The 24,196-nt window shown below is 63.6% G+C and carries 20 protein-coding genes; 13 read left to right on the top strand and 7 right to left on the bottom strand.

The window, feature by feature from the left end; genetic code table 11:
- Nucleotides 1-68: 68 nt before the first annotated feature.
- From CN933_RS13365 to CN933_RS13375, 3 genes are read left to right on the top strand one after another with little or no spacing between them, the layout of a single operon-like run.
- Nucleotides 69-1,874, top strand: a complete 1,806-nt coding sequence (locus tag CN933_RS13365) for an ABC transporter ATP-binding protein (RefSeq protein ID WP_018093792.1) — start codon at nt 69-71, stop codon at nt 1,872-1,874.
- A gap of 15 nt (nt 1,875-1,889) precedes the next feature.
- On the top strand, nt 1,890-2,708 hold the full coding sequence (gene dapB, locus CN933_RS13370; RefSeq protein WP_018093793.1) for a 4-hydroxy-tetrahydrodipicolinate reductase: 819 nt from the start codon (nt 1,890-1,892) through the stop codon (nt 2,706-2,708).
- 30 nt (nt 2,709-2,738) lie between these two features.
- The gene (locus CN933_RS13375; protein WP_018093794.1) at nt 2,739-3,374 is read left to right on the top strand and encodes a 2,3-bisphosphoglycerate-dependent phosphoglycerate mutase; all 636 of its coding nucleotides are present in this window, start codon (nt 2,739-2,741) and stop codon (nt 3,372-3,374) included.
- 106 nt (nt 3,375-3,480) lie between these two features.
- Here the strand turns inward: CN933_RS13375 and CN933_RS13380 are convergent, their stop codons facing one another.
- Entirely contained in the window at nt 3,481-4,353 is an 873-nt protein-coding gene (locus CN933_RS13380) for a methylated-DNA--[protein]-cysteine S-methyltransferase (RefSeq protein WP_018093795.1), read from the bottom strand.
- A 71-nt stretch (nt 4,354-4,424) separates the two neighbouring features.
- A complete protein-coding gene (locus CN933_RS13385) occupies nt 4,425-4,922 on the bottom strand; it encodes a DUF2244 domain-containing protein (protein WP_018093796.1) in 498 nt (165 codons plus the stop codon).
- Nucleotides 4,923-4,944: 22 nt separating this feature from the next.
- Here CN933_RS13385 and nth point away from each other — a divergent pair, with 22 nt between their 5' ends.
- Nucleotides 4,945-5,718, top strand: a complete 774-nt coding sequence (nth, locus tag CN933_RS13390; RefSeq protein ID WP_018093797.1) for an endonuclease III — start codon at nt 4,945-4,947, stop codon at nt 5,716-5,718.
- On the opposite strand, the gene CN933_RS13395 is transcribed toward nth, so the two are convergent.
- Complete coding sequence (locus CN933_RS13395; protein WP_102761772.1) at nt 5,712-6,305, bottom strand: TetR family transcriptional regulator; 594 nt, start codon at nt 6,303-6,305, stop codon at nt 5,712-5,714. The genes nth and CN933_RS13395 overlap by 7 nt on opposite strands.
- Before the next feature lie 67 nt (nt 6,306-6,372).
- On the opposite strand from CN933_RS13395, the gene CN933_RS13400 reads away from it, so the two are divergent.
- The 3 genes from CN933_RS13400 (at nt 6,373) to CN933_RS13410 (ending at nt 8,482) form a co-directional block, all read left to right on the top strand.
- On the top strand, nt 6,373-6,798 hold the full coding sequence (locus CN933_RS13400) for a VOC family protein (RefSeq protein WP_018093799.1): 426 nt from the start codon (nt 6,373-6,375) through the stop codon (nt 6,796-6,798).
- Nucleotides 6,799-6,936: 138 nt separating this feature from the next.
- Nucleotides 6,937-7,929 (top strand): adenosine kinase, encoded by a 993-nt coding sequence (locus CN933_RS13405; protein WP_018093800.1) that lies wholly within the window; start codon nt 6,937-6,939, stop codon nt 7,927-7,929.
- Nucleotides 7,930-7,966: 37 nt separating this feature from the next.
- The gene (locus CN933_RS13410; RefSeq protein WP_164866770.1) at nt 7,967-8,482 is read left to right on the top strand and encodes a P-loop nucleotide/nucleoside kinase family protein; all 516 of its coding nucleotides are present in this window, start codon (nt 7,967-7,969) and stop codon (nt 8,480-8,482) included.
- A 16-nt stretch (nt 8,483-8,498) separates the two neighbouring features.
- Here CN933_RS13410 and CN933_RS13415 read toward each other — a convergent pair whose 3' ends face one another.
- A complete protein-coding gene (locus CN933_RS13415; protein ID WP_050563083.1) occupies nt 8,499-9,002 on the bottom strand; it encodes an SH3 domain-containing protein in 504 nt (167 codons plus the stop codon).
- Nucleotides 9,003-9,254: 252 nt separating this feature from the next.
- Here CN933_RS13415 and CN933_RS13420 point away from each other — a divergent pair, with 252 nt between their 5' ends.
- The gene (locus tag CN933_RS13420; protein WP_003531928.1) at nt 9,255-10,259 is read left to right on the top strand and encodes a 2-hydroxyacid dehydrogenase; all 1,005 of its coding nucleotides are present in this window, start codon (nt 9,255-9,257) and stop codon (nt 10,257-10,259) included.
- Between the two features lie 219 nt (nt 10,260-10,478).
- Here CN933_RS13420 and polA read toward each other — a convergent pair whose 3' ends face one another.
- On the bottom strand, nt 10,479-13,493 hold the full coding sequence (gene polA / locus CN933_RS13425) for a DNA polymerase I (protein WP_018093803.1): 3,015 nt from the start codon (nt 13,491-13,493) through the stop codon (nt 10,479-10,481).
- Between the two features lie 474 nt (nt 13,494-13,967).
- On the opposite strand from polA, the gene CN933_RS13430 reads away from it, so the two are divergent.
- From CN933_RS13430 to CN933_RS13440, 3 genes are all read left to right on the top strand, one after another.
- Entirely contained in the window at nt 13,968-14,411 is a 444-nt protein-coding gene (locus CN933_RS13430; protein WP_018093804.1) for a MarR family winged helix-turn-helix transcriptional regulator, read from the top strand.
- 94 nt (nt 14,412-14,505) lie between these two features.
- Nucleotides 14,506-15,900: a M20/M25/M40 family metallo-hydrolase gene (locus CN933_RS13435; RefSeq protein WP_018093805.1), complete on the top strand. Its 1,395-nt coding sequence runs from the start codon at nt 14,506-14,508 to the stop codon at nt 15,898-15,900.
- Nucleotides 15,901-16,263: 363 nt separating this feature from the next.
- Nucleotides 16,264-17,211 (top strand): lysylphosphatidylglycerol synthase transmembrane domain-containing protein, encoded by a 948-nt coding sequence (locus CN933_RS13440; RefSeq protein WP_018093807.1) that lies wholly within the window; start codon nt 16,264-16,266, stop codon nt 17,209-17,211.
- Between the two features lie 398 nt (nt 17,212-17,609).
- On the opposite strand, the gene CN933_RS13445 is transcribed toward CN933_RS13440, so the two are convergent.
- Nucleotides 17,610-18,101, bottom strand: a complete 492-nt coding sequence (locus CN933_RS13445; RefSeq protein ID WP_026168493.1) for a hypothetical protein — start codon at nt 18,099-18,101, stop codon at nt 17,610-17,612.
- A 97-nt stretch (nt 18,102-18,198) separates the two neighbouring features.
- The gene (locus CN933_RS13450) at nt 18,199-19,122 is read right to left on the bottom strand and encodes a DMT family transporter (RefSeq protein WP_018093809.1); all 924 of its coding nucleotides are present in this window, start codon (nt 19,120-19,122) and stop codon (nt 18,199-18,201) included.
- Between the two features lie 504 nt (nt 19,123-19,626).
- Here CN933_RS13450 and CN933_RS13455 point away from each other — a divergent pair.
- Nucleotides 19,627-21,882, top strand: coding sequence for a transglycosylase domain-containing protein (locus tag CN933_RS13455; RefSeq protein ID WP_018093810.1), 2,256 nt, complete (start codon nt 19,627-19,629; stop codon nt 21,880-21,882).
- A 215-nt stretch (nt 21,883-22,097) separates the two neighbouring features.
- The gene (gene dnaK, locus CN933_RS13460) at nt 22,098-24,023 is read left to right on the top strand and encodes a molecular chaperone DnaK (protein WP_018093811.1); all 1,926 of its coding nucleotides are present in this window, start codon (nt 22,098-22,100) and stop codon (nt 24,021-24,023) included.
- Nucleotides 24,024-24,196: the final 173 nt, after the last annotated feature.

The following is a 24,196-nucleotide window of genomic DNA, read 5'->3' on the forward strand; positions in this document are numbered from 1 at the left end:
GCACTATAGAGCCCCCGAAAGCGATGCCGGGGTGCGGTACGCGAGCGGGCTCAGGGAAGACGGGCTTATTGAACGCCAAGGATAGAAACAAGCGCGCAGTCGATTCCGAAACGATCACGGGAATCCTGAGGCGCGTCATCGCCGAGAACGGCCGCGACCACATTCGTGGCTATGCTTTCGCAATCGCATGCCTTGTCGTGGTGGCGGCGACGACCGGCTTCACCGCCTGGATCATGGAGGCGGTCGTCAACGAGGCTTTCGCCAACAGGCGCGCCGACATCGTGCTCCTGATCTGCGGTGCGATCTTCGCCGCCTTCGTCCTGAGGGGGCTTGCGACCTACGGGCAGGCGGTCGCCCTTTCCAAGATCGGCAACAACATCGTGGCGCGCTATCAGCGCCGGCTTTATGCGCATCTGATGGCGCTCAGCGTCGGCTATTTCCACGAGCACCGCTCGGCCCAACTCGCCGCCAAAGTCAGCCAGAACGTCAGCGGCATCCGCGACGTGCTCAACATGACGGTCACGTCCGTCGCCCGCGACCTCCTGACGCTGATCGGCCTGGTCGTGGTCATGTTCAGCAAGGACTGGCTCCTGTCGCTGATCGTCTTCTTCGTCGCGCCGCCATTGCTCCTCGGGCTCCGCTACATTTCCAGACGCCTGCGCCTGGCGACGCGCGAAGCCGTCGAGGTCAACAGCCGGGTTCTCGGCGCCATGCAGGAGACCATCCAGGGCATCACCATCGTCAAGGCCTTCACGATGGAGAACGAATTGCGGCGCAAGGTCGAGTCGATCATCGACCGTGCCGAGAACCGGGCAAATCGCATCGCGCGCCTGAGCGAGCGCACGGCGCCGATGACCGAGACCTTCGCGGGACTGGCGATCTCCAGCGTGCTTGCCTATGCGGCCTTCCGCACGATCTATCACAACGTGCCGCCCGGAGCGTTCTTCGCCTTCGTCACCGCCCTGCTCATGGCCTATGATCCGGCTCGCCGTCTCGCGCGCCTGCAGGTTTCGCTGGAACGCGCGGCCGTCAATGCCCGCATGATCTACGAGATTCTCGATACGGTGCCGCACCAGCGCGACCGTCAGGACGCCACCGAGCTGAGGCTCGGCGAGGCGACCGTCGAATTGCGCGACGTGCGCTTCGCCTATGGCACCGGCGACGAGATCCTCAAAGGCGTCAGCTTCCGTGCGGAGGGCGGCAAGACCACCGCCCTCGTCGGCCCCTCGGGCGCCGGCAAGTCGACCATCATCAGCCTGATCCCGCGCTTCTACGATCCGATGTCCGGCGAGATCCTGATCGACGGCCAGAACATCGCCGGCGTCACCAAGCAATCGCTTCGGGCGGGCCTCGCCTATGTCTCGCAGCAGCCCTATCTTTTCGAAGGCTCGATCCGCGACAACATCCGCTACGGCCGGCCCGATGCGACCGATGCCGAGATCGAGGAAGCGGCGCGGCTGGCCTATGCGCATGATTTCATTCTGGCGCAGCCGCAGGGTTACGATACGCCCGTCGGCGAGCATGGCGTGACGCTTTCCGGCGGCCAGCGTCAGCGCCTGTCGATCGCCCGCGCACTCGTCCGCAACGCGCCCGTCCTGCTTCTGGACGAGGCGACATCGGCGCTCGACACCGAGTCGGAAGCCGCCGTCCAGAAGGCACTCGAAGAGGCGATGAGCGGCCGCACCGTCATCGTCATCGCGCACAGGCTTTCCACCGTCGTCAACGCCGACAAGATCGTCGTGATGAAGGAGGGTCTGGTCGTCGAGGAGGGCTCCCATGAGGAGCTTGCGCGGCGTCCGGACGGCCTTTACGCTCGCCTCCACAATCTCCAGGGCAGCGGAGCGGATACGGTCGCCGAGGCCCAGATCCTGTAGCACAAGGAATTTCAGATGAACGAAACGGACATGAAGCTCGTTGTGGTCGGCGCGGCCGGCCGTATGGGCCAGACATTGATCCGGATCATTCACGAGACGGCCGGGGTGCGCCTTCATGCCGCGATCGAGCGGACCGGATCGCCCTTTATCGGCCGGGATGCCGGCGAGCTTGCCGGTGTCGGTCCGATGGGGGTCGCGGTTACCGACAAGCCGCTCGAAGCCTTTGTCGAGGCCGAGGGCGTCCTCGACTTCACGGCGCCCGCCGCCACGGTGGAATTCGCCGGCCTTGCGGCGCAGGCACGCATCGTCCACGTGATCGGCACGACCGGCTGCTCGGCGGATGACGAGGCGAAGATCCGCGCCGCCGCCCGTCATGCCCGCGTCGTCAAGTCGGGCAATATGAGCCTCGGCGTCAACCTCCTCGGCGTGCTCACGGAAAAGGCGGCGCGTGCGCTTCCGGCCCGGGGTTGGGACATAGAAATCCTCGAAATGCACCACAAGCACAAGGTCGATGCGCCCTCGGGCACGGCACTGCTTCTCGGCGAAGCGGCGGCCAAGGGGCGCGGCATCGATCTTGCGGATCACTCCGTGCGGGTCCGCGACGGCCACACCGGTGCGCGGCCCGAAGGGTCAATCGGTTTTGCGACGCTTCGCGGCGGCTCCGTCATCGGCGAGCACTCGGTTGTGGTTGCCGGAGAGGGTGAGATTGTCACGCTTTCGCACAGCGCGACCGACCGCTCCATCTTCGCCCGCGGCGCCGTCGCTGCCGCCCTTTGGGGTCGGAGCCAAAAGCCTGGCCTTTACTCAATGCTCGACGTTCTCGGGCTCGACTGACATCCGATAGTTCACCATGAGGAAATCGAAATGAGCGGCACTCTCGTCCTTGTCCGGCACGGCCAGAGCGACTGGAACCTGAAGAACCTCTTCACCGGCTGGCGCGATCCCGACCTCACCGAGCTCGGCATCGAGGAGGCAAAGGCCGGCGGCAAGGCGCTTGCCGATTACGGCATCAAGTTCGACATCGCATTCACCTCCGTCCTCATCCGGGCCCAGCGTACCTGCCAGCTCGTCCTCGACGCCGTCGGCCAGTCGTCGCTCGAAACGGTCCGTGACCAAGCCTTGAACGAGCGCGACTACGGCGACCTCTCCGGTCTCAACAAGGACGATGCCCGGGCGAAATGGGGCGAAGAACAGGTCCATATCTGGCGCCGCTCCTACGACGTGCCGCCGCCCGGCGGCGAGAGCCTGCGCGACACCGGCGCGCGCGTCTGGCCCTATTACCTGACCGACATCCTGCCGCGCGTGCTTTCGGGCGAGAAGGTGCTCGTCGCCGCCCATGGCAACTCGCTACGCTCTCTCGTCATGGTGCTGGACAAGCTCACCAAGGAGCAGATCCTCAAGCTCAATCTCGCGACCGGAGTGCCGATGGTCTACAAGCTGAACGCGGATTCGACGGTCGCTTCGAAGGAAGTGCTCGGGGATATGTCCGGGGCGCATTGAGGGCGCTTGATGGCAGGGGTTTTTAACCCCTCCCGAACCCCTCCCCAAAAGGGGTTGGGGTTTGGGAGGGGCCTGTTTCCTACCCCATCATACCAGGAATGCTCCTTCAAGCCTTCCCGGCCTCCCAGCCGAGGATCGCGCGCTTGCGCGTCAGGCCCCAGTGATAGCCGGTGAGATCGCCGGTCTTGCCGAGCGCACGGTGGCAGGGGACGACGAAGGAGATCGGGTTGCGCCCGACCGCGGCGCCGACTGCACGCGAGGCCGTCGGCTGGCCGAGGTTTTCGGCGATCCTGGAATAGGTCGTGGCCTTGCCGAGCGGAATCTGCAGCAGGGTCTGCCATACGCGGATCTGGAAATCCGAACCGATCAGGAAAATCCGGAGCGGCTCTTCCGCGCACCAGCGGTCGGGGTCGAAAATGCGTGCCGCATAGCGCGCCGTCGCCGCGCTGTCCTCGACATAGACGGCGTTCGGCCACCGGGCGGCCATGTCTTCGAAGCTCGCGCGCTCCTCGCCCGAATCGGCGAAGGCAAGGCCGGCGAGGCCGCGGTCGGTCACCATCACCAGGGCCGTGCCGAAGGGCGAGGGGTGAAAGCCGTAGCGGATGGTGAGGCCGGCGCCGCGCGCCTTCCATTCGCCGGGCGACATCGCCTCATGGGTGACGAAAAGATCGTGCAGCCGGCTCGGACCTGACAGACCGACCTCGATGCTGGTCTCGAGCAAGGGCATGTCTTCCTGGCGCAGGAGCCGCTTGGCATGATCGAGGGTGACCGCCTGCAGGAAGGCCTTCGGCGAAAGCCCGGCCCAACGGGTGAAGACTTTCTGGAGCTGCGTCGGCGACTGGCCGAGGCGCCGGGCGAGCGACTCGAGCGAGGGCTGCTCGCGATAGTCTTCGGTCAGCATCGCGATCACACGCCTGACCGTGTCGTAGTCGGTGCCTTCCGGGGTGATGTCGGTGGGAATGGATGTAACGACGTTCATGATCATCTCCTTGTGCCACAGATAATCATGCAGGCGATGCTATAACCACCCGATTCTTGTCGGCCGATCGCTCAGCGCGACCTGGCGGTCGCCAGCGCCCGGGCGAAGGCGACGGCGAAGGTTTCGCGGTCGTCGCGGTTGAGGAAGGAGCCGATATCGGTCTGCCGGCCGCCGCCACTGATCTTCATCGACACGATGCCGATCTCCTGATGACGCTTGATGCTGAAGCGCGCCCAGAAGGTGTTGAAGCGGTGCTCGATCATCCTCCCCGAGGGCGCGAACTTCCTGACCGAGACGTCGGTCCGCGAAACGCTGACCTCCTCGCGGGCCCGCGCAGTGTGGTAGTTGAGCCAGAAGGCACCGAAGAGCAGGATGAAATCGAGGCCGAAGAAAAAGACGACAGGCCAGGCGCCGATGACCAGAAACACGACGATGTGCATCAGGCTCATGACGCCGGCGATCATCAGGAAAATCTTGAGGCCCCTATGTCCCAGCGAGCGGTAGGGGGTGAGTTCGGCCGCAAAGATCGGCTCGTCATCGATGTTTGGCGCAGCGTTGCCTTTGATCATGACCCTTGACTATAGATGCAGCATGAAAAACGTGAAGCTCAAATCGCCACCGAAAGCGCCGAAGCCGGCGAAAGCGACAACGCGCCGCACGGGGCCGCGCAGTGCCTACCGCAGGGCGGAAGTCGAGGAAATCTTCCGCCGATTTTCGGTGCAGCGTCCGGAACCGAAGGGCGAGCTCGAGCACGTCAATCCGTTCACGCTCGTCGTGGCGGTCGCTCTCTCGGCGCAGGCGACGGATGCCGGCGTCAACAAGGCGACCCGGCAGCTCTTCGCTGTCGCCGATACGCCGGAAAAGATGCTGGCGCTCGGCGAGGAACGGGTTCGCGATCATATCAAGACGATCGGCCTCTACCGCAACAAGGCGAAAAACGTCATCGCTCTCTCCGAGAAGCTCATCACCGACTTCGGCGGCGAGGTGCCGCGCACGCGCGAGGAGCTCGTGACGCTGCCCGGCGTCGGGCGAAAGACCGCCAATGTCGTGCTCTCCATGGCCTTCGGTCAGCCGACGATGGCCGTCGACACCCATATCTTCCGCATCGCCAACCGTATCCGTCTTGCCCCGGGCAAGACGCCGGACGAGGTGGAGGCCCACCTCCTGCGGGTGATCCCCGACCACTATCTGCTCCACGCCCATCACTGGCTGATCCTGCACGGCCGCTATGTCTGCAAGGCGCGCCGGCCGGAATGCGAGCGCTGCGTGATAGCGGACCTCTGCAAATCGCCGGAAAAGACCTGCGACATCCCGGCCCCGCTGGTGGAATTGCCGCCGCAAGCGATCTCGCTCGCCGCTCATTGAGCGATCAGGCGATCGATCAGCCTGTCGATGGCGTAGGCATAGTCGGCCCGTGCGGCGCCCGCATCGATCTCGAGCGCAGCGCGGTCGAAGGCGGCCGATAACAGGAATGCCATCGCCTTGACCGTCTTCTCCTCCAGGCGGTGCGGAGCCATGGCGGCAGCGAGGCCTTCCTCCAGCGTTCTGCCGCCATGGGCGGCGTCGAGAGCCGCCATTTCGGTGACGCCCAGCACGGCCGGCCCGTCGAGCAACAGCAGGCGTACCCTGCCCGGAACGGCCATGGCGTCGAAATAGCCCGCCGCTCCTGCGAGGAGTGCCTCGCGGGGTGGGAGGGGAGCGCCGGCCAATTGCTCGATCGTCGCCGCGACGTCGCGTGCTTCCCGTTCTACGATCGCGCGAAACAGCGCCTTCTTGTCCTCGAAGTGGTGATAGAGCGCGCCGCGCGTGAGCCCGGCTGCGGCAACGATGTCCGGCGTCGCCGTTTCGGCGTAGCCTCTGGAGACGAAGAGCGCCCGTGCGGCATCAAGGATCGCCGTGCGGGTTGCATCGGAGCGTTCCCGGTTGGAACGTCCTGGTTCTTTCTGTTGCATACATTCAGCCTGTATGTTATTGAACGGATACATGCAGATTGTATGTGATTGGAAAACGGAGGGAAAGATGAAATCGACAAGCTATTATCCGGTGATCATGACGCAGGACGTTCGGCAGACGGCGGATTTCTACGTCAGGCATCTGGGCTTCGAGGCGCTTTTCGTGAGCGATTGGTACATGCACCTCCAGTCGACCGAAAACGAACATGTGACGCTCGCGGTGCTCGATTACCGTCATGAGACGGTGCCCGAACGGCACCGGGCGCCGGTGCAGGGCCTGCTCCTGAATTTCGAGGTGGAAGATCCCGATCGGCTCTATGCCACGATGCGTGACGCGGGCCTGCCCATCCTCAAGCCGATCTGCGACGAAGACTTCGGCCAGCGTCATTTCATCACGGCCGATCCGAACGGCGTGATGATCGACATCATTAAACCGATCCCGCCAAGCGCCGAGTTCGCCGCCGCCTATGACGCAAAGGCGCTGCCGACGTGATCGTCGGCATCTCCGAATTCCGCCGCATGCGGGAGCCTTCCCGCATTTGAAGAAGCGCATAACGCTGTTGCGTCTTCCAAATGGCCGGAAAACCGCTATTAACGAACACCGGTCACCAAGGAAACCCGGACGGAGTTCATGGCAAAATACGACGTTCTGACGATCGGCAACGCGATCGTCGATATCATTGCGCGCTGCGATGACAGCTTTCTCGAAGAAAACGGCATCATCAAGGGCGCGATGAACCTCATCAATGCCGATCGTGCCGAACTGCTCTATTCGAGAATGGGACCGGCGGTCGAAGCCTCCGGCGGCAGCGCCGGCAATACGGCGGCTGGCGTCGCGAGCCTCGGCGGCCGCGCCGCCTATTTCGGCAAGGTCGCCGACGACCAGCTCGGCGAAATCTTCACCCATGATATCCGCGCACAGGGCGTCCATTTTCAGACGAAGCCGCTCGACGGCCATCCCCCGACGGCCCGCTCGATGATTTTCGTGACCGAGGACGGCGAGCGCTCGATGAACACCTATCTCGGCGCCTGCGTCGAGCTCGGCCCGGAGGACGTCGAGGACGACGTCGTCGCCCAGTCGAAGGTCACCTATTTCGAAGGCTATCTGTGGGACCCGCCACGTGCCAAGGATGCGATCCGCGAAGCGGCGCGCATCGCCCACGCTCATGGGCGGGAAACGGCGATGACGCTGTCCGACAGTTTCTGCGTGCATCGCTACCGCAGCGAGTTTCTCGAACTCATGCGCTCGGGCACGGTCGATATCGTCTTCGCCAACCGGCAGGAGGCGCTCGCGCTTTACGAGACCGAGGACTTCGATCGCGCGCTCGAGTTGCTGGCCAAGGACTGCAAGCTTGCGGCGGTCACGCTGAGCGAGGAAGGCTCCGTCGTCGTGCGCGGCACTGAGCGCGTACGCGTCGGCGCGAGCGTTCTGGAGCAGGTGGTCGACACCACCGGCGCCGGCGATCTCTATGCCGCCGGCTTCCTCTTCGGCTATACCAGCGGCCGCTCGCTCGAGGAGTGCAGCAGGCTCGGCAATCTGGCAGCCGGTATCGTCATAGGCCAGATCGGCCCGCGGCCGCTGGTCTCGCTTGCAACCGCTGCCCGGCAGGCCGCTCTCGTCTGAGGCGCCCGTCCGAGCGGCCAATCGAAAGCGCGCGTTCATGCTCATCATCTTGGGAGGCTTGCCCGGATCCGGGAAGACGACGATTGCTCGCGCTTTGGCGAAGCGATTGCGCGCGGTGCATGTGCGCGTCGATACGATCGAGCAATGCATCCGGGTTTCGGGCGGTCCGGGCTCCGACGTCGGGGCCGCAGGATATGTAGCGGCCTACGGGGTGGCTGAAGACAACCTCACGCTCGGCCACACCGTCATCGCGGATTCCGTCAATGGCCTGGGTGTGACGCGGGAGGCCTGGCTCGCCGTGGCAGACCGATCGGCGGCACGGGCGGTCGAGGTGGAGGTCGTCTGCTCGGACAAGGCGGAACATCGCCGGCGCGCGGAAACCCGGCTTTCCGACGTACCGGGTCTGACGAAACCAAGCTGGGAAGAGATTATCGATCGCGTTTACGAAGATTGGGGATCGCGACCCCTCGTCATCGACACCGCGAAGAAGAGCCCCGACGAGCTCGTCGCCGATCTCATTTCGAAGCTCGAACGCCAGAAACCGGGGAGCTGACGCCCTCCCGCACCGCTTACTTGAAGGCCTCGCCGGGATAGGCGCCCCAGATCTCGCTCTGGGCGATCCAGCCTTCGACCCCTTGCGTGTCGGCATGGCACCAGTCGCCGTTGCATTCGCCGATGTGCAGCATGACGCCTGGTTCGACGCGCGCGACGATCGGCGCCGTGCTCTGCGGATCGCGCCGCATGTTGACGAAAACTCCCTCTCCCTTGCTGCGCATCCACGGGGCGGCCAGCGCCGTGCGGTCGCCGGAGAGAAGCGCCTGGTTGACCCAGCCCTCGGTTCCGTCGGCGTCGCGGATACGGCGCCAGTTGTCATATTCCTGGATGATCTCGACCGGCACGCCGGATTTGAGATAGCGGAACGCCACGGCATAGTCGACGCTCGGGCCGATTCTCAAGTTCACGCTTTTCGCCTTCAGGCTGACGAAGCGGGGGAGGGGAAGGCCGCTCGGCCCCTTCGCCGCCTGCGCCTGGGCGGTGCCTGCCGTCAAGACCGCTCCGAGCAAGGCTGCCATCGTGAGGGTGGAAACTCGTGAAATGAAGTGACGCATGACGAAGCTCATCTTCCGAAGGTAAGCAGGGCTTGGCGCAAGCCCTTGCGGTGCTGACCGGCCAGGCGCTCGCAGATTCCCGCACTTTTCAAATCCCCGCACGGGGCGGCGAGTTTCAATTGTGTTCCCCACCGGGTCTGGTAGAAATTGCGGCTGTAGGGAGAACTATCACCCGACTTGGTTAAGGACCCGTCAACGAGGGCGCCGCTCACAGCAATGACAAGCAAGAAAAAGCCAACGGTCTACATCACCCGCAAACTGCCGGATGTCGTCGAAACCAGGATGCGTGAGCTCTTCGACGCGGAGCTGAACATCGATGACACGCCGCGCAGCCAGCCGGAGCTGGTCGCCGCGGTCAAACGGGCCGACGTGCTCGTGCCGACGGTGACGGACCGGATCGATGCGGCTCTGATCGAGCAGGCCGGGCCGCAGCTGAAGCTCATTGCCGCCTTCTCGAACGGCGTCGACAACATCGATGTGGATGCGGCCGCGCGCAAGGGCATAACCGTCACCAACACGCCGAACGTCCTGACGGAGGACACGGCCGACATGACCATGGCGCTGATCCTCGCGGTGCCGCGCCGGCTCGCCGAAGGTGCGCAGGTGCTGACCGACCGCAAGGGGGAGTGGGCAGGCTGGTCTCCCACCTGGATGCTGGGGCGGCGCATTGCCGGGAAACGCATCGGCATTGTCGGCATGGGGAGAATCGGCACCGCCGTCGCCCGCCGTGCCAAGGCCTTCGGGCTTTCGATCCACTATCACAATCGCCACCGCGTCAAACCGGAAACCGAGGAGATGCTGGAAGCGACCTATTGGGACAGCCTCGACCAGATGCTCGCCCGCGTCGACATCGTCTCCGTCAACTGCCCGTCGACCCCGGCGACCTATCATCTGCTCTCGGCCCGGCGGCTGGCGCTGATGCGGCCCGACAGCTACATCGTCAACACCGCGCGCGGCGGCATCATCGACGAGGCGGCGCTGATCAAGAGCCTCCGCGAGGGCAAGATCGCCGGCGCCGGGCTCGACGTGTTCGAGAACGAGCCGTCCGTCAATCCGAAGCTCATCAAGCTCGCCGGCGAGGGAAAGGTCGTTCTCCTGCCGCATATGAGCTCGGCGACGCTGGAAGGCCGTATCGACATGGGCGAGAAGGTGGTGATCAACATCCGCACCTTCTTCGACGGCCATCGCCCGCCGGACCGGGTCCTTCCGGGGCGGGATTGAAACACCACCACTTTGGCAAAAGCCGCGGCGCTATCCGCCGAGGGGCCGCATCCTCTCTACCCTCGTCCCTGTGCTCGTCACCGGGACGAGAGCAGCGCCGCGTCTGCGGCGCGGGAAGCATTCTTTCAGCCCAAGGACCTGGTCTGGCTGGATCCTGTGACGAGCAAAGGGAGGAGGGATCAAACAAGCGGCGCCGGGTATTCCAGATCCCAACAGGCCTTAATGCGCCTCATCCCAGTTGTGTGCCGCGCGCGCATCGACCTTGAGAGGCACCCTCATGTCGAGCGCGGGCATCGCGGCGTTCTCCATCACCGAGATGATGACCGGAATGGTGCGCTCGATCTCGCCATCCTCCACCTCGAAGATCAGCTCGTCATGGACCTGAAGCAGCATTCGCGCGGAGAGCTTTGCCGCTTCGAGTGCCGGCTCCATCTTGACCATCGCGCGGCGGATGATGTCGGCGGCCGAGCCCTGGATCGGGGCGTTGATCGAAGCGCGCTCGTTGAAGGCGCGCATCGACGGATTGGACGAGCGGATGTCCGGGTAGTGGGCCCGGCGTCCGAAGATCGTCTCGACATAGCCGTTCTCGCGGGCAAAGGCCTTGGTGTTCTCCATATAGTCGCGGATGCCGGGGAAGCGTTCGAAATAGCGTTTGATGTAGTCACCCGCCTCCGAACGCTCGATCGAAAGCTGGTTGGCTAGCCCGAAGGCGGAGATGCCGTAGATGATGCCGAAATTGATCGCCTTGGCGCGGCGGCGGATCTCGCTCGGCATGCCGTCCACCGGCACGCCGAACATTTCGGAAGCCGTCATCGCATGGATGTCGACGCCATCGGCGAAAGCCTGGCGCAGCTGCGGGATATCGGCCACATGGGCGAGCACTCTCAGCTCGATCTGGCTATAGTCGGCCGAGACCAGCTTGTGTCCCGGCGCCGCCACGAAGGCCGTGCGGATCTTGCGGCCTTCGCCGGTCCTGATCGGAATGTTCTGCAGGTTCGGATCGGAGGAGGAAAGCCGCCCGGTCGCCGTCGCAGCCATTGCAAAACAGGTGTGGACGCGCCTCGTTTCCGGATGCACGAAGCCGGGCAGGGCGTCGGTATAGGTCGATTTCAACTTGGTCAGCTGCCGCCAGTCGACGATCTTGCGAGGCAGGTCGTGCCCGGCGGCCGCGAGGTCTTCGAGCACCTGCGCGGAGGTCGACCATTGCCCGGTCTTGGTTTTGGAGCCGCCCGGAAGGCCCATCTTGCCGAAGAGAATGTCGCCGAGCTGCTTCGGCGAGCCGATGGTGAATGTCTCGCCGGCGAGGCGATAGATCTCGTCTTCGAGCGCCGCCGCCCCCTGTGCCAGCTCGCCGGAAAGGCGTGACAGGATTTGCCGGTCGATGGTTATGCCGCGTTCCTCCATCCCGGCAAGGACAGAAATCAGCGGTCGCTCCAGTCGCTCGTAGACGCGCGTCAACCCCTTGGCGGCGAGCCGGGGCTTCAGCACATGCCAAAGCCTCAGCGCGATATCCGCATCCTCGGCCGCATAGATCGTCGCCTTGTCGATGTCGACGAAGTCGAAGGTGAGTGAAGACCGGCCGGTGCCGGTGACGTCCTTATAGGCGATCGGCTTGTGGCCGAGCCACCGCTCGGCAAGCGAATCCATGCTGTGGGCGCCGTTGCCGGCATCGAGCACATAGGACATCAGCATCGTGTCGTCGAAGCTTCGCATGGTGATGCCGTGCCGCTTCATCACGAGGTAGCCGTATTTCAGGTTCTGCCCGACCTTCAGGACGGACGGGTCCTCCAGCAGGTCCTTTATCCGGCTAAGGGCTTCACGGACCGGTGCCTGGCTGTCGACGGGTCCACCCCCCAGGAGGTCGCTGACGCCGCTCTTGTGCGCGAGCGGCACATAGGCCGCCCTGATCCTGGAGCCCGAAGGGTTGTTCGCGTAATCGGCGACCGCGAGCGAAAAGCCGACGAGGTCGGCGCGCATGGCGTCGGGCGACGTCGCCTGGGTGTCGAAGCCGACGAGCCCCGCCTCGCGGGCGTCGGCGATCCAACGCTCGAGCGTATCGAGATCGCGGATGGTGAGATATCCGGAATGATCGAAGGCGGCTTTGCCGAAACAGGACGCACGCGCCTCGGCGAGGCCCGCGGGCGTCGCGCCGGTCGTATCGGCATCCTGGCCGGAGGAGAGGAAGGAGACAGCCGCCCTGGCCGCATTTCCCCTGGGCGGCGTCGCGCTCGATGATTGCGGCGACGGCAACGGGCCGCCGGCCTCGCCGACGTCCAGATCCGGCCCATGCGCCTGCGCGCCCCATTCGACCGGCACATGAGCCGGTTCGATCGCTTCCGCATCCGTGTCGGTCGCCGCTGCGACGCGGCGCGTGAGCGTGGTGAATTCCATCGCCTTCAGGAATGCGATGAGCTTCGGGCCGTCCTGCGAATCGAGCCTGAAGTCCTCGGGCGGAACGTCGAGCGGCGTGTCCTTCTTCAACGTCACGAGCTCACGCGAAAGGCGCGCCAGATCGGCATTGGCGATGATGGACTCGCGCCGCTTCTGCTGTTTGATCTCGCCAGCCCGTTCGAGCAGCGTGTCCAGATCGCCATATTCTTCGAGGAGCTGGGCTGCCGTCTTCGGCCCGATCCCGGGGATGCCCGGCACGTTGTCGGTCGAATCGCCGGTCATGGCCTGGAGATCGATCATCTTTTCCGGGGGCACGCCCCACTTTTCGATCACGTCCGGAACGGTGATCTGCTTGTCCTTCATGCTGTCGTACATCGACACTTTCGGCGTGACGAGCTGCATGAGGTCCTTGTCGGAGGAAACGATGGTCACGTCGGCGCCCGCCTCCTCGGCAAGCCGCGCATAGGTCGCGATGAGGTCGTCGGCCTCGTAGCCCTCCTTCTCGATGCAGGGCAGGTTGAAAGCGCGGGTGGCGTGGCGGATGAGCCCGAACTGCGGAATCAGATCCTCCGGCGGCGCCGTACGGTTGGCCTTGTACTGGTCGTAGAGCCCGTTGCGGAAGGTCTTCGAGGAATAGTCGAAGATCACGGCCAAATGCGTCGGCGTCACGCCCACCGAGGTGTCGCGCGCGTCGGTCAAAAGCTTCCAGAGCATGTTGCAGAATCCCGCAACCGCATTGACGGGAAGCCCGTCCGACTTGCGGTTGAGCGGCGGGATGGCGTGGAACGCCCGGAAGATGAAGCCCGAGCCGTCGACGAGGAAGAGATGATCACCGTTTTTCATGCGGCCATGGATAGCGCGAGGCAGGGGAAAGGTCCATTGCGCTTTTCCGGCGCTACCCCATTTAAGTGGAGCGACAAAGGCCTGCCGGAACCCTGATATTCCGGTGCCGAACACTCACGCAAACGTTACGCATTTGTAATGCGCGATTCAGTCTCCCTATCCTTGAAATGCCACATTTGACTCCACAAATCATGTCGAGCGGCAATCATTCAATGCCGTGAGTCTGGTGATTGGCCTGTCCCCCGCCCGCACCAGATGAGGACAAAGGCCTCATCCCCCTCTCCGGGCCTTTGTCCCGCTTTCAAAGAGCCGCCACGGCGCAGCCTCCGCGCCGTGGCGGTTTTTTGTTGCCTATGCCCGTCAGTCGAAAGCGTATCGCCACACAGTCTCAAATCCCCGTGAAGTCGGCGCGGGTTCGGCTTCATTGCAGGCATTGTAACTTGTCTTCGCGCTCCTTCCCGCGTAGGCATAGACATGGCCTTCAATCGTATGGAATCTGCGACTTACCTGGCCAGCTTGTTGGCGAGGGGTTTCTCGCGCGCCCTGCAGGAGCGCGGTCAGAAACTCGGCTTTGCCCCCGGGCAATTCCCGGTTCTCCTGGAATTATGGTCCGAGGAAGGGCTGACTCAGAGACAGCTTCTCGACCGGCTCGACATCGAGCAGGCAACCATGGCCAATACGCTCGCCCGAATGGAGCGAGACGGCCTCATCGTCCGCCGCAAGCATCCGAACGACAAGCGTTCGCAGCAGATATTCCTGACCGAACGAGCCCGCAAGATGGAGGCCGCTGCGAAGGAGGCTGCTGCTGCAGCGGAGCAGTCGCTGCTTTCCGGCTTTCGCCGCTTCGAGAAAGAACTGATGCTCGAATATATGCGCATGGCGCTGGCGAATACGGCGCGCCACGGCGACGCCTCCTGATTTCACCCGACAATTTATCGTTGCATCAAAAGTTTTCGCTTAAAGCCGCCGGGTTTCGATTCTAGTTTCGCCGCGAAACCCAAAAAGGATTCGCATGATGGCAGATATCACCCCGGTTCTCGAGCGCGCCGACGCAAATCTCCCGCAAAGCCTCGAGCGGCTCTTCGACCTCGTCCGCATCAAGTCCATTTCCACCGATCCCGCCTTCAAGGAGGAGTGCCGCAAGGCTGCGGAGTGGCTGGTGGCGGAACTCGGAGCGATCGGCTTCGAAGCCTCGGTACGCGACACGCCCGGCCATCCGATGGTCGTCGCCCATCACTCTGCCGAGAAGGCGGACGCTCCGCACCTGCTCTTCTACGGCCATTACGATGTGCAGCCGGTCGATCCCCTGAACCTCTGGGAGACCCCGCCCTTCGAGCCCTCCGTCAAGGAGGTCGAGCCCGGCCGCAAAATCATCACCGGCCGGGGTACGGCCGACGACAAGGGCCAGTTGATGACCTTCGTCGAGGCAGTGCGCGCCTATAAGGAGACCCGTGGCGGCTTGCCCTGCCGCATCACCATTCTCTTCGAGGGCGAAGAGGAATCCGGCTCTCCGTCGCTCAAGCCCTTCCTCGAAGCCAATGCCGGTGAACTCAAGGCCGACTACGCTCTTGTCTGCGATACCAGCATGTGGGACCGGGACACGCCCGCGATTTCGGCCGGCTTGCGGGGCCTCGTCGGCGAGGAGGTCGTCGTCAAGGCGGCGGACCGCGACCTGCACTCCGGTTATTTCGGTGGCGCGGCGGCGAACCCGATCCATATCCTGGCCGAGATTCTCGCCGGCCTTCACGACGAGACCGGCCGCGTGACGCTCGACGATTTCTACGAAGGCGTCGAGGAGACGCCGGCCGAGATCAAGGCTGGCTGGGAAACGCTCGGACAGACCGCCGAGAAATTCCTCGGCGAGATCGGCCTCTCTATCCCCTCCGGCGAAAGGGGCCGCTCCGTGCTCGAACTCACCTGGGCACGGCCGACGGCGGAGATCAACGGCATCACCGGGGGCTATACCGGCGAAGGATTCAAGACGGTGATCGCTGCAGAAGCCTCCGCCAAGGTTTCGTTCCGCCTGGTCGGCAAGCAGGACCCGGCAAAGATCCGCGAGAGCTTCCGCGCCTATGTGCGCTCGAAAATTCCGGCGGACTGCTCCGTCGAATTTCATGCGCATGGCGGTTCGCCGGCTATTCATCTTCCCTATGATTCGGCGCTGCTGAGCACGGCTAAGGCGGCACTTTCGGATGAATGGCCGAAGCCCGCCGTGGTCATCGGCATGGGCGGCTCCATACCGATCGTCGGCGATTTCCAGCGGATGCTCGGCATGGAATCGCTGCTGGTCGGGTTCGGTCTTTCCGACGACCGCATCCACTCGCCCAATGAGAAATACGAGCTCGCGTCCTTCCACAAGGGCATCCGCTCGTGGGTTCGCATTCTCGACGCACTCGGCACGCGGTAAAGCTTTGCGGGCGGGGGGCTATGGTGAACACCGTTCGGCCATTGTCCACCGCCTTCGGCCATGAATGACAAATCGCATCCGCTCGACGGATATCAAGTCGACTTTGCTTGACCTGCCTGCCTTGGGATGCTTCCCTTTTTGAAAACAAACCAAAGTGGGAAATGAGCTGTTGGCAAGTGCAAGGATCGGGACGCGTCGTCCCGAGCATGTTTCTTTCGTTACGCAGAATGGGCATCGCCACCTCGGCAGCACCGCGAAGCGCTTGGCGTGCCTTCAACCGGCCGCTGCTGATGGGCACCCGCATCGCCGCGACGCTTCGCTCGTGAATCGATTTCCGCCGGAAAATCACGCAGAAGCCCCGGCATGAAACGGCTCAAGGCATATTTCTGGCCCGTTGTGGGGCTTGCGGCGATCTTGGTTTCGGTGCGCGCGCTCGTCGATGAACTGCGCGGCCTGTCTCTCAACGAGTTCCTGGCGAGCTTCCAGGCCATTTCGCTCGAAAGCTGGCTGCTCGCCATCGGTTCGACGTTTGTCGCCTATGCGGCGCTTGCCGCCTATGACCGGCTGGCGCTCGATCATCTCGGCCACCGCATCTCGCTGTGGTTCATCACCCTCTGCTCGTTCACCACCTATGCGCTTTCGCACAATCTCGGCGCCTCGGTTTTTTCCGGCGCGGTGGTGCGCTATCGAGCGTATCGGTCGAAAGGCCTGACGCCGGGAGAGGTGGGCGTGCTCGTCGCCTTCTGCTCCTTCACCTTCACGCTCGGCACGCTGATGCTCTCGGCCATCGTGCTGCTCCTGAGGCCGAATATCATCGAGAGATTTTCGGAGTTCCTGCCCATCGAAATGTCGTTGACGACGGGCGGCCTCATTCTCGCGCTCATCGCGCTCTACGTCCTCGGCAGCCTGGTCGGCATGCGGCCGCTGCGCACGCGCTGGTTCCAGCTGCATTACCCGCGACCCTCCATCGTGCTGAGGCAATTGATCATCGCCCCCGTCGAGCTTCTGGGCGCGGCCGGCATCATCTATTTCGCGCTGCCCGAAGCCGGCAATCCCGGCTATCTGGTCATTCTGGGCATCTTCCTCGCGTCCTTCTCCGCCGCGCTGCTCTCCCATGCGCCGGGCGGCATCGGTGTGCTTGAATTCTTCTTCATCGCGGCGCTTCCGGAAATGGACCCGGCCGACGTTCTGGCTGCGCTTGCCATTTTTCGGCTGCTCTACCTCCTCGTCCCCTTCGTGCTGGCGCTCGTCGTCATCCTCGTCTTCGAGCATTCCCGCTTTCTGGCCGAGCGTGCCGCGAAGGAGCCGTAGAGTTTCGCTGGAGCACTTCCAGGAAAAGTGTGGAACGGTTTTCCGTCCGGAAGTGCGCAGGTTGCAGAGCACTTCCAGGAAAAGTGTGGAACGGTTTTCCGTCCGGAAGTGCGCAGGTTGCAGAGCACTTCCAGGAAAAGTGTGGAACGGTTTTCCGTCCGGAAGTGCGCAGGTTGCAGAGCACTTCCAGGAAAAGTGTGGAACGGTTTTCCGTCCGGAAGTGCGCAGGTTGCAGAGCACTTCCAGGAAAAGTGTGGAACGGTTTTCCGTCCGGAAGTGCGCAGGTTGCAGAGCACTTCCAGGAAAAGTGTGGAACGGTTTTCCGTCCGGAAGTGCGCAGGTTGCAGAGCACTTCCAGGAAAACCGCTACGCACTTTTCCTGGAATTGCTCTAGGGCCTCAGGGGACGTTGCAGGTGGCGGGGATCGCCTTTTCGATGGGGCCTTCGGCTTCGTCGAGCCGGGCCGTCTCGATCTGATAGGGCGTGAAGGGCGGCACCTGCAGCGACGGATTGATGATCCTCGTCACGTAACAGCCGGAGAAAAAGCGGGCCTGTCCGCCTTCTTCGATGGATTTGATCGCGACCGGAACGGCCGAATAGATGCTGCCGGCAGCGCCCTCCGTGACGACCTTGCCGAACTTCGCTTCCACCGATACCGTCTTGGCGTAACCGTCGGCGAAGGCCTTGAACTCGCCGACGGGTTTCGACGCTCCGAAGTAGCCATAGGCTCTGGCATATTCCTTCCGGTTGATCGCGTTGTAGAGCGAGCGGACGAGCGCTGCGCCGTCGGAGCGGTCGTCGACATAGGGAAATTCCTCCTGTGCCCTGGCCCCGATCCCCTGCGCGGCAAGGGCGGCAAGGGCGATCAGCACGGTGCAGCGAACCCTCATTCTCTCTCCTTTCGAACGGATGAGCCGGCCGGCCGAGAAGCCGGCGCGATCGCGAGTGTCCGGTACGATCCCGACGATTTTGAGTCGAAGGAGAGGCTTACCGCGGCGGCAGACCGGCCTTTCGCCGGCCCACGACATGCTCGCGCCAGATGGTGAAGATGCCGGCTGCGACCACCAGCACCGAGCCGATGATCATGTTCGTCGTCAGCGTCTCGCCGAAGATGGTCACGCCCATGACGGAGGCGAAGACGAGCTGCAGGTAGGTAAGCGGCTGAACCGCGGCGGCATCGAGCATGTCGTAGGCGCGGATCAGAAAATAGTGGCTCGACGTGCCGGTGATGCAGAGCAGCACCATCCAGATCCAGTCCGCCCCGGAAAGCGTCGCCCAGAAGAAGGGCCCGACGAGGCTGATCGCGAAGGCGCCGACGATGCCGGTATAAAAGAAGCTGGTCATCGCCGAATCGTCGCGACTGGCAAGCCTGGTGGTGATGACATAGAAGGCGAACATCACGGCTGCGGCCAGCGGCAGCAGAAAGTTCACGTCGAACGACCCGTCTTCCGGCCGCAGGATCAGAAGAACGCCGATGAGTCCGACGGCAATCGCCGACCAGCGCCGCCACCCGACCCGTTCGCCGAGCAGAGGCATCGACAGGAGCGCCACGAAGAGCGGAGTGGCCGCGAGGATCGCCTGCGAATGCGCCAGCCCGACGATGGTGAAGGACGTGATCACCACGACGATCTGCACGGGCAACAGGACGCCCCGCAGGAGCTGAATGAGCGGCTTTCTCGTCACCGCGGTCGCGGCAAATCCGCCCGGTGCCCGCGCCGCGATCACCGAAGCGAAGCCGGCAAATGCCCAGTAGCGGATCATTGCCACGAAGACCGGCGGGTAGATGGCGCCCAGATGCTTGGAGATGCCGTCCTGGATCGAGAAGATGACGATCGCCAGAAGGGCGAAGACGTAACCGTTTGCCTTGGATCTCATGGGGTGGTGATACACGCGCTTTGCGGCCGCAGCCACGAGTTTTTCGCCCTGTGCATCTGGCCGGATCCGAAGCGCGTCGCGCGAATGCGATGCGCTTTCAGGTATCGCCAGATACAGAAAGACCCCGAGCCGGGAGGAGGTGGCTCGGGGTCTTAAACTTGATCGGTTCTGGGAGGAGGAGTGAACCGACCGAATGCCGGGCGCCGTGGGAGGAGGTACAGCGCTTCGACAAGGAGGAGAATAGATTATTTTCGCTGAGGTAATAGTGCGAATGTTGCATTGCAGCATTGCGCCGGATGCAAGGCGGCGTTCAGCCTTCCAAGGGTGTGGAACCAGGAGGCCGGGATCGATGCAAGGTTTTGAACAATCTGCCTTTTTCGCAAGAGAGCTCTTAACTCCCCCTTAAATTGCCGCATTTAAAGTACAACGCATCGGGACCAGCGGACGGGGTGGAGCCTACCGCACGACAACGGCACGGCCGGGATCGCCTGGGGGCGATGTGCACCGGTCCGGCCCCCAAAGGGGATATTTCCTTCCGGCATGGCGAGCGGCAAATCAGGACAGCGGATCGAGCCTTCCTTCGGCAGTAGCGACGACGGCGGCGACCTGCGCGTCGACGCGAGCGACCGCGTCTCGGGCGGCGGCAAGCCGAAGCGCGCCAAGTCGCCCGAACGCGGCGCCAGGCGAGAAAAGCCCGGCAGGCGCGCCGGCGGGCGCGGCTCCGGAAGAAGCGGCTCCGGCGGCGGGTTCTTCGGCCTCGTGCGGCGGCTCGCCTATTGGTGCATCGTGCTCGGCATATGGGGCGCGATCGGCGTCGGCGGCCTCGTGCTCTATTACGGGGCGCGCATGCCGAGCGCCACGAGCTGGTCGATCCCCGAACGGCCGCCCAACGTCAAGATTCTCGCGGCGAATGGCGACATCATCGCCAACAGGGGCGCGACCGGCGGCGAGGCGGTCGCTCTCGAAGACATGTCGCCCTATATCCCGCAGGCGGTGATCGCCATCGAGGATCGCCGCTTCTATTCGCATTTCGGAGTCGATCCGCTGGGGCTGGCGCGCGCCATGCTCACGAACGTCATGAGCGGCCGCATGGTCCAGGGCGGCTCCACGCTCACCCAGCAGCTTGCCAAGAACCTGTTTCTCTCGCCGGAGCGGACGTTGGAGCGCAAGGTGCAGGAGGTGCTGCTCGCCTTTTGGCTGGAGCAGAAATACACCAAGGACCAGATCCTGGCGATGTATCTCAACCGCGTCTTCTTCGGGTCGAACGCCTATGGCGTCGAGGCGGCCTCCCGGCGTTACTTCAACAAGTCGGCGCGCGACGTCAATCTCGGCGAAGCGGCGCTGCTCGCAGGCCTTCTGAAGGCTCCCTCACGGCTGTCGCCGGCCCGAGACCCCGAAGCGGCGGAGGAGCGCGCACAGCTCGTGCTCGGCGCAATGCGCGAGGAAGGCTTCATCAGCGACTCCGAGATCAAGACGGCGATGTCGCAGGCGCCGACACGGGCAAAGAGCTTCTGGTCCGGCGCCGAGCACTATGTCGCCGACATGGTGATGGACCAGCTCCCCGGCATGATCGGCGAAGTCACGCAAGACCTCGTCATCGATACGACCATCGACCTTGCGCTCGAGAAGAAGGCGGAGGAGGTGCTCGCCGAGAAGCTCGAGGCCGAGGGCGGCAAGCTCAACGCCTCCCAGGCGGCGCTCGTCTCGATCGACGGCACAGGCGCCATCCGCGCGCTCGTCGGCGGCAGGGACTATGCCGAAAGCCAGTTCGACCGCGCCTCCAAGGCGAAGCGCCAGCCTGGCTCGGCCTTCAAGCCCTTCGTCTACGCGGCGGCGCTCGAGATCGGCCGCACGCCGATGTCCGTGCGCAACGACGCGCCGGTCCGGATCGGCAACTGGACACCTGAAAACTATGATCAGAAATACCGCGGCGAGGTGACGCTCGCCGATGCGCTCGCCAATTCGCTGAACACCATCGCCGCCCAGCTCGTTATGGAGGTGGGGCCGCAGAACGTGGTCAAGCTCGCGCACCGGCTGGGCATAGATTCCGAGATGCAGGCCAATGCATCGATCGCGCTCGGCACGTCGGAAGTGACGCTGGTGGAGCTGACGTCCTCCTATGCGCCTTTCATGAATGGCGGCTTCAAGGCGACGCCGCACGTCATCCGACGCATCTCCGCCGCCGATGGCACCGTGCTTTACGAAAACACCTACGACAACCCGCCGCGGGTGCTCGATCCGGCGATCGTCAGCGAAATGAACCGGATGATGGTGCGCGTGCTGACGGACGGCACCGGCAAAAATGCGCGCCTGCCGGGCTGGGAGGCGGCCGGGAAGACCGGAACGACGCAGTCCTTCCGCGACGCACTGTTCGTCGGCTACACCTCCAACCTCGCGACCGGCATCTGGTTCGGCAACGACGACGGAAAATTCATGAAGAAGGTCACCGGCGGCGGCCTTCCCGCCCGGGCCTGGCACGATTTCATGGTTGCGGCGCATGAGGGTCTTTCGCCGTCGCCGCTCTTCGGCACGACGGGCGTGCAGCCGGTCTTCGACGAGGGCGGCATCGCTGCTGCCGGCGAAATGCCGGCCGAGGGTTTCGGCACGGGTAATCCCGACGTCTTTCCCGAGCGCCCGGCAGGCATGGACGGCGTCGAAAGCATGGACGGCATGGCCGCGGTCGATCAGGTCCGGCCTGCAGAACAGGCCGGAGGACCAGTCCCGCCGGCCGGCGTCGGAGAGACCACCGGTGGGACCCGCCGAACGACGCTGTTCGACCTGCTGACCGGCGGTTGAACCAGCGGCAGCGGGCCCCGTCGGGTGTTTGTGGATGACGGCTTGCATTTGCCGTCGTTCCCCCCGCAGAATGCCTTGCAGTCCGAAACGCCGGTCCTTATATACGCCGCATCGATGCAGCCGCGGCTGCGATGAAAGACAAAGACCATCCCGTTAGGGGCTGTCCCACGAATGCCTGACCGGGTTCCGACAGTCCGCTGCAAGGAGAGAACGACATGGCTAAAGTTATTGGTATTGACCTGGGAACGACCAACTCCTGCGTCTCCGTCATGGACGGCAAGGACGCGAAGGTGATCGAGAATGCGGAGGGCGCGCGTACGACCCCCTCCATGGTGGCATTCACCGAAGACGGCGAACGTCTCGTCGGCCAGCCGGCCAAGCGCCAGGCGGTGACCAATCCCGAAAACACGCTTTTTGCGATCAAGCGCCTGATCGGCCGCACCTTCGAGGATCCCACCACCCAGAAGGATAAGGGGATGGTCCCCTACAAGATCGTCAAGGCAGACAATGGCGACGCCTGGGTCGAAGCCCACGGCACCAGCTACTCTCCGTCGCAGATCTCCGCGATGATCCTTCAGAAGATGAAGGAAACGGCCGAGTCCTATCTCGGTGAAAAGGTCGAAAAGGCCGTCATCACCGTTCCGGCCTACTTCAACGACGCACAGCGCCAGGCCACGAAGGATGCCGGCAAGATCGCCGGTCTCGACGTGCTGCGCATCATCAACGAGCCGACCGCAGCGGCCCTTGCCTACGGCCTCGACAAGAAGGAAGGCAAGACGATCGCCGTCTACGATCTTGGCGGCGGCACGTTCGACATCTCGGTCCTGGAAATCGGCGACGGCGTCTTCGAAGTGAAGTCGACCAACGGCGACACCTTCCTTGGCGGTGAAGACTTCGACATGCGCCTCGTCGAATATCTTGCCTCCGAGTTCAAGAAGGAGCAGGGCATCGACCTCAAGAACGACAAGCTCGCGCTGCAGCGCCTGAAGGAAGCTGCCGAAAAGGCGAAGATCGAACTCTCGTCCTCGCAGCAGACCGAAATCAACCTGCCGTTCATCACGGCGGACGCTTCCGGTCCGAAGCACCTGACGATGAAGCTGTCCCGCGCCAAATTCGAGAGCCTGGTCGAAGACCTGATCCAGAAGACCATCGCGCCCTGCAAGGCCGCGCTCAAGGATGCCGGCGTTTCGGCTGCCGAGATCGACGAAGTCGTTCTCGTCGGCGGCATGACCCGCATGCCGAAGGTTCAGGAAACGGTGAAGCAGCTTTTCGGCAAGGAGCCGCACAAGGGTGTCAACCCGGATGAAGTGGTTGCCATGGGCGCCGCGATCCAGGCCGGCGTTCTGCAGGGCGACGTCAAGGACGTGCTGCTGCTGGACGTCACCCCGCTCTCGCTCGGTATCGAAACGCTCGGCGGCGTCTTCACCCGCCTGATCGAGCGCAACACGACGATCCCGACGAAGAAGAGCCAGGTCTTCTCGACGGCCGACGACAACCAGTCCGCCGTGACGATCCGCGTCTCGCAGGGCGAGCGTGAAATGGCGGCCGACAACAAGCTGCTCGGCCAGTTCGATCTCGTCGGCATTCCGCCGGCACCGCGCGGCGTGCCGCAGATCGAGGTCACGTTCGACATCGATGCGAACGGCATCGTCCAGGTGTCCGCCAAGGACAAGGGCACGGGCAAGGAGCACCAGATCCGCATCCAGGCCTCGGGTGGTCTTTCCGACGCCGAGATCGAGAAGATGGTCAAGGATGCCGAAGCCAATGCGGAAGCCGACAAGAAGCGCCGCGAAGGCGTAGAGGCCAAGAACCAGGCCGAAAGCCTGATCCATTCTTCGGAGAAGTCGCTCCAGGAGCATGGCGACAAGGTTTCCGAGACGGACCGCAAGGCGATCGAGGATGCGATCGCAGCGCTCAAGAGCTCCGTCGAAGCTTCCGAACCGGACGCCGAGGACATCAAGGCCAAGACCAATACCCTCATGGAAGTCTCCATGAAGCTCGGTCAGGCGATCTATGAGGCTCAGCAGACGGACGCCGCCCATGCGGATGCCGCCGCCGACGCCAAGCGCTCCGGCGATGACGTGGTCGACGCCGACTACGAGGAAGTCAAGGACGAAGACGACCGTAAGCGGTCGGCCTGACGGCTTCGCCTTTCGATGAACGGGCCCGGGAGCAATCCCGGGCTTTTTTATAGATGGTTCATGGGCTGCAGCCCCAGCGTGGAAGCGAACCGACCCTGCGCAGGAAAGTGGCTGCGAAACCGCCGTTTTCCGACAAAAAACGGCTTCCGCCCCGACTTGGCTATGGTATCGCG

The sequence above is a fragment of the Sinorhizobium sp. M4_45 genome, from assembly GCF_002885915.1.
GTDB lineage: Bacteria > Pseudomonadota > Alphaproteobacteria > Rhizobiales > Rhizobiaceae > Sinorhizobium > Sinorhizobium meliloti_A.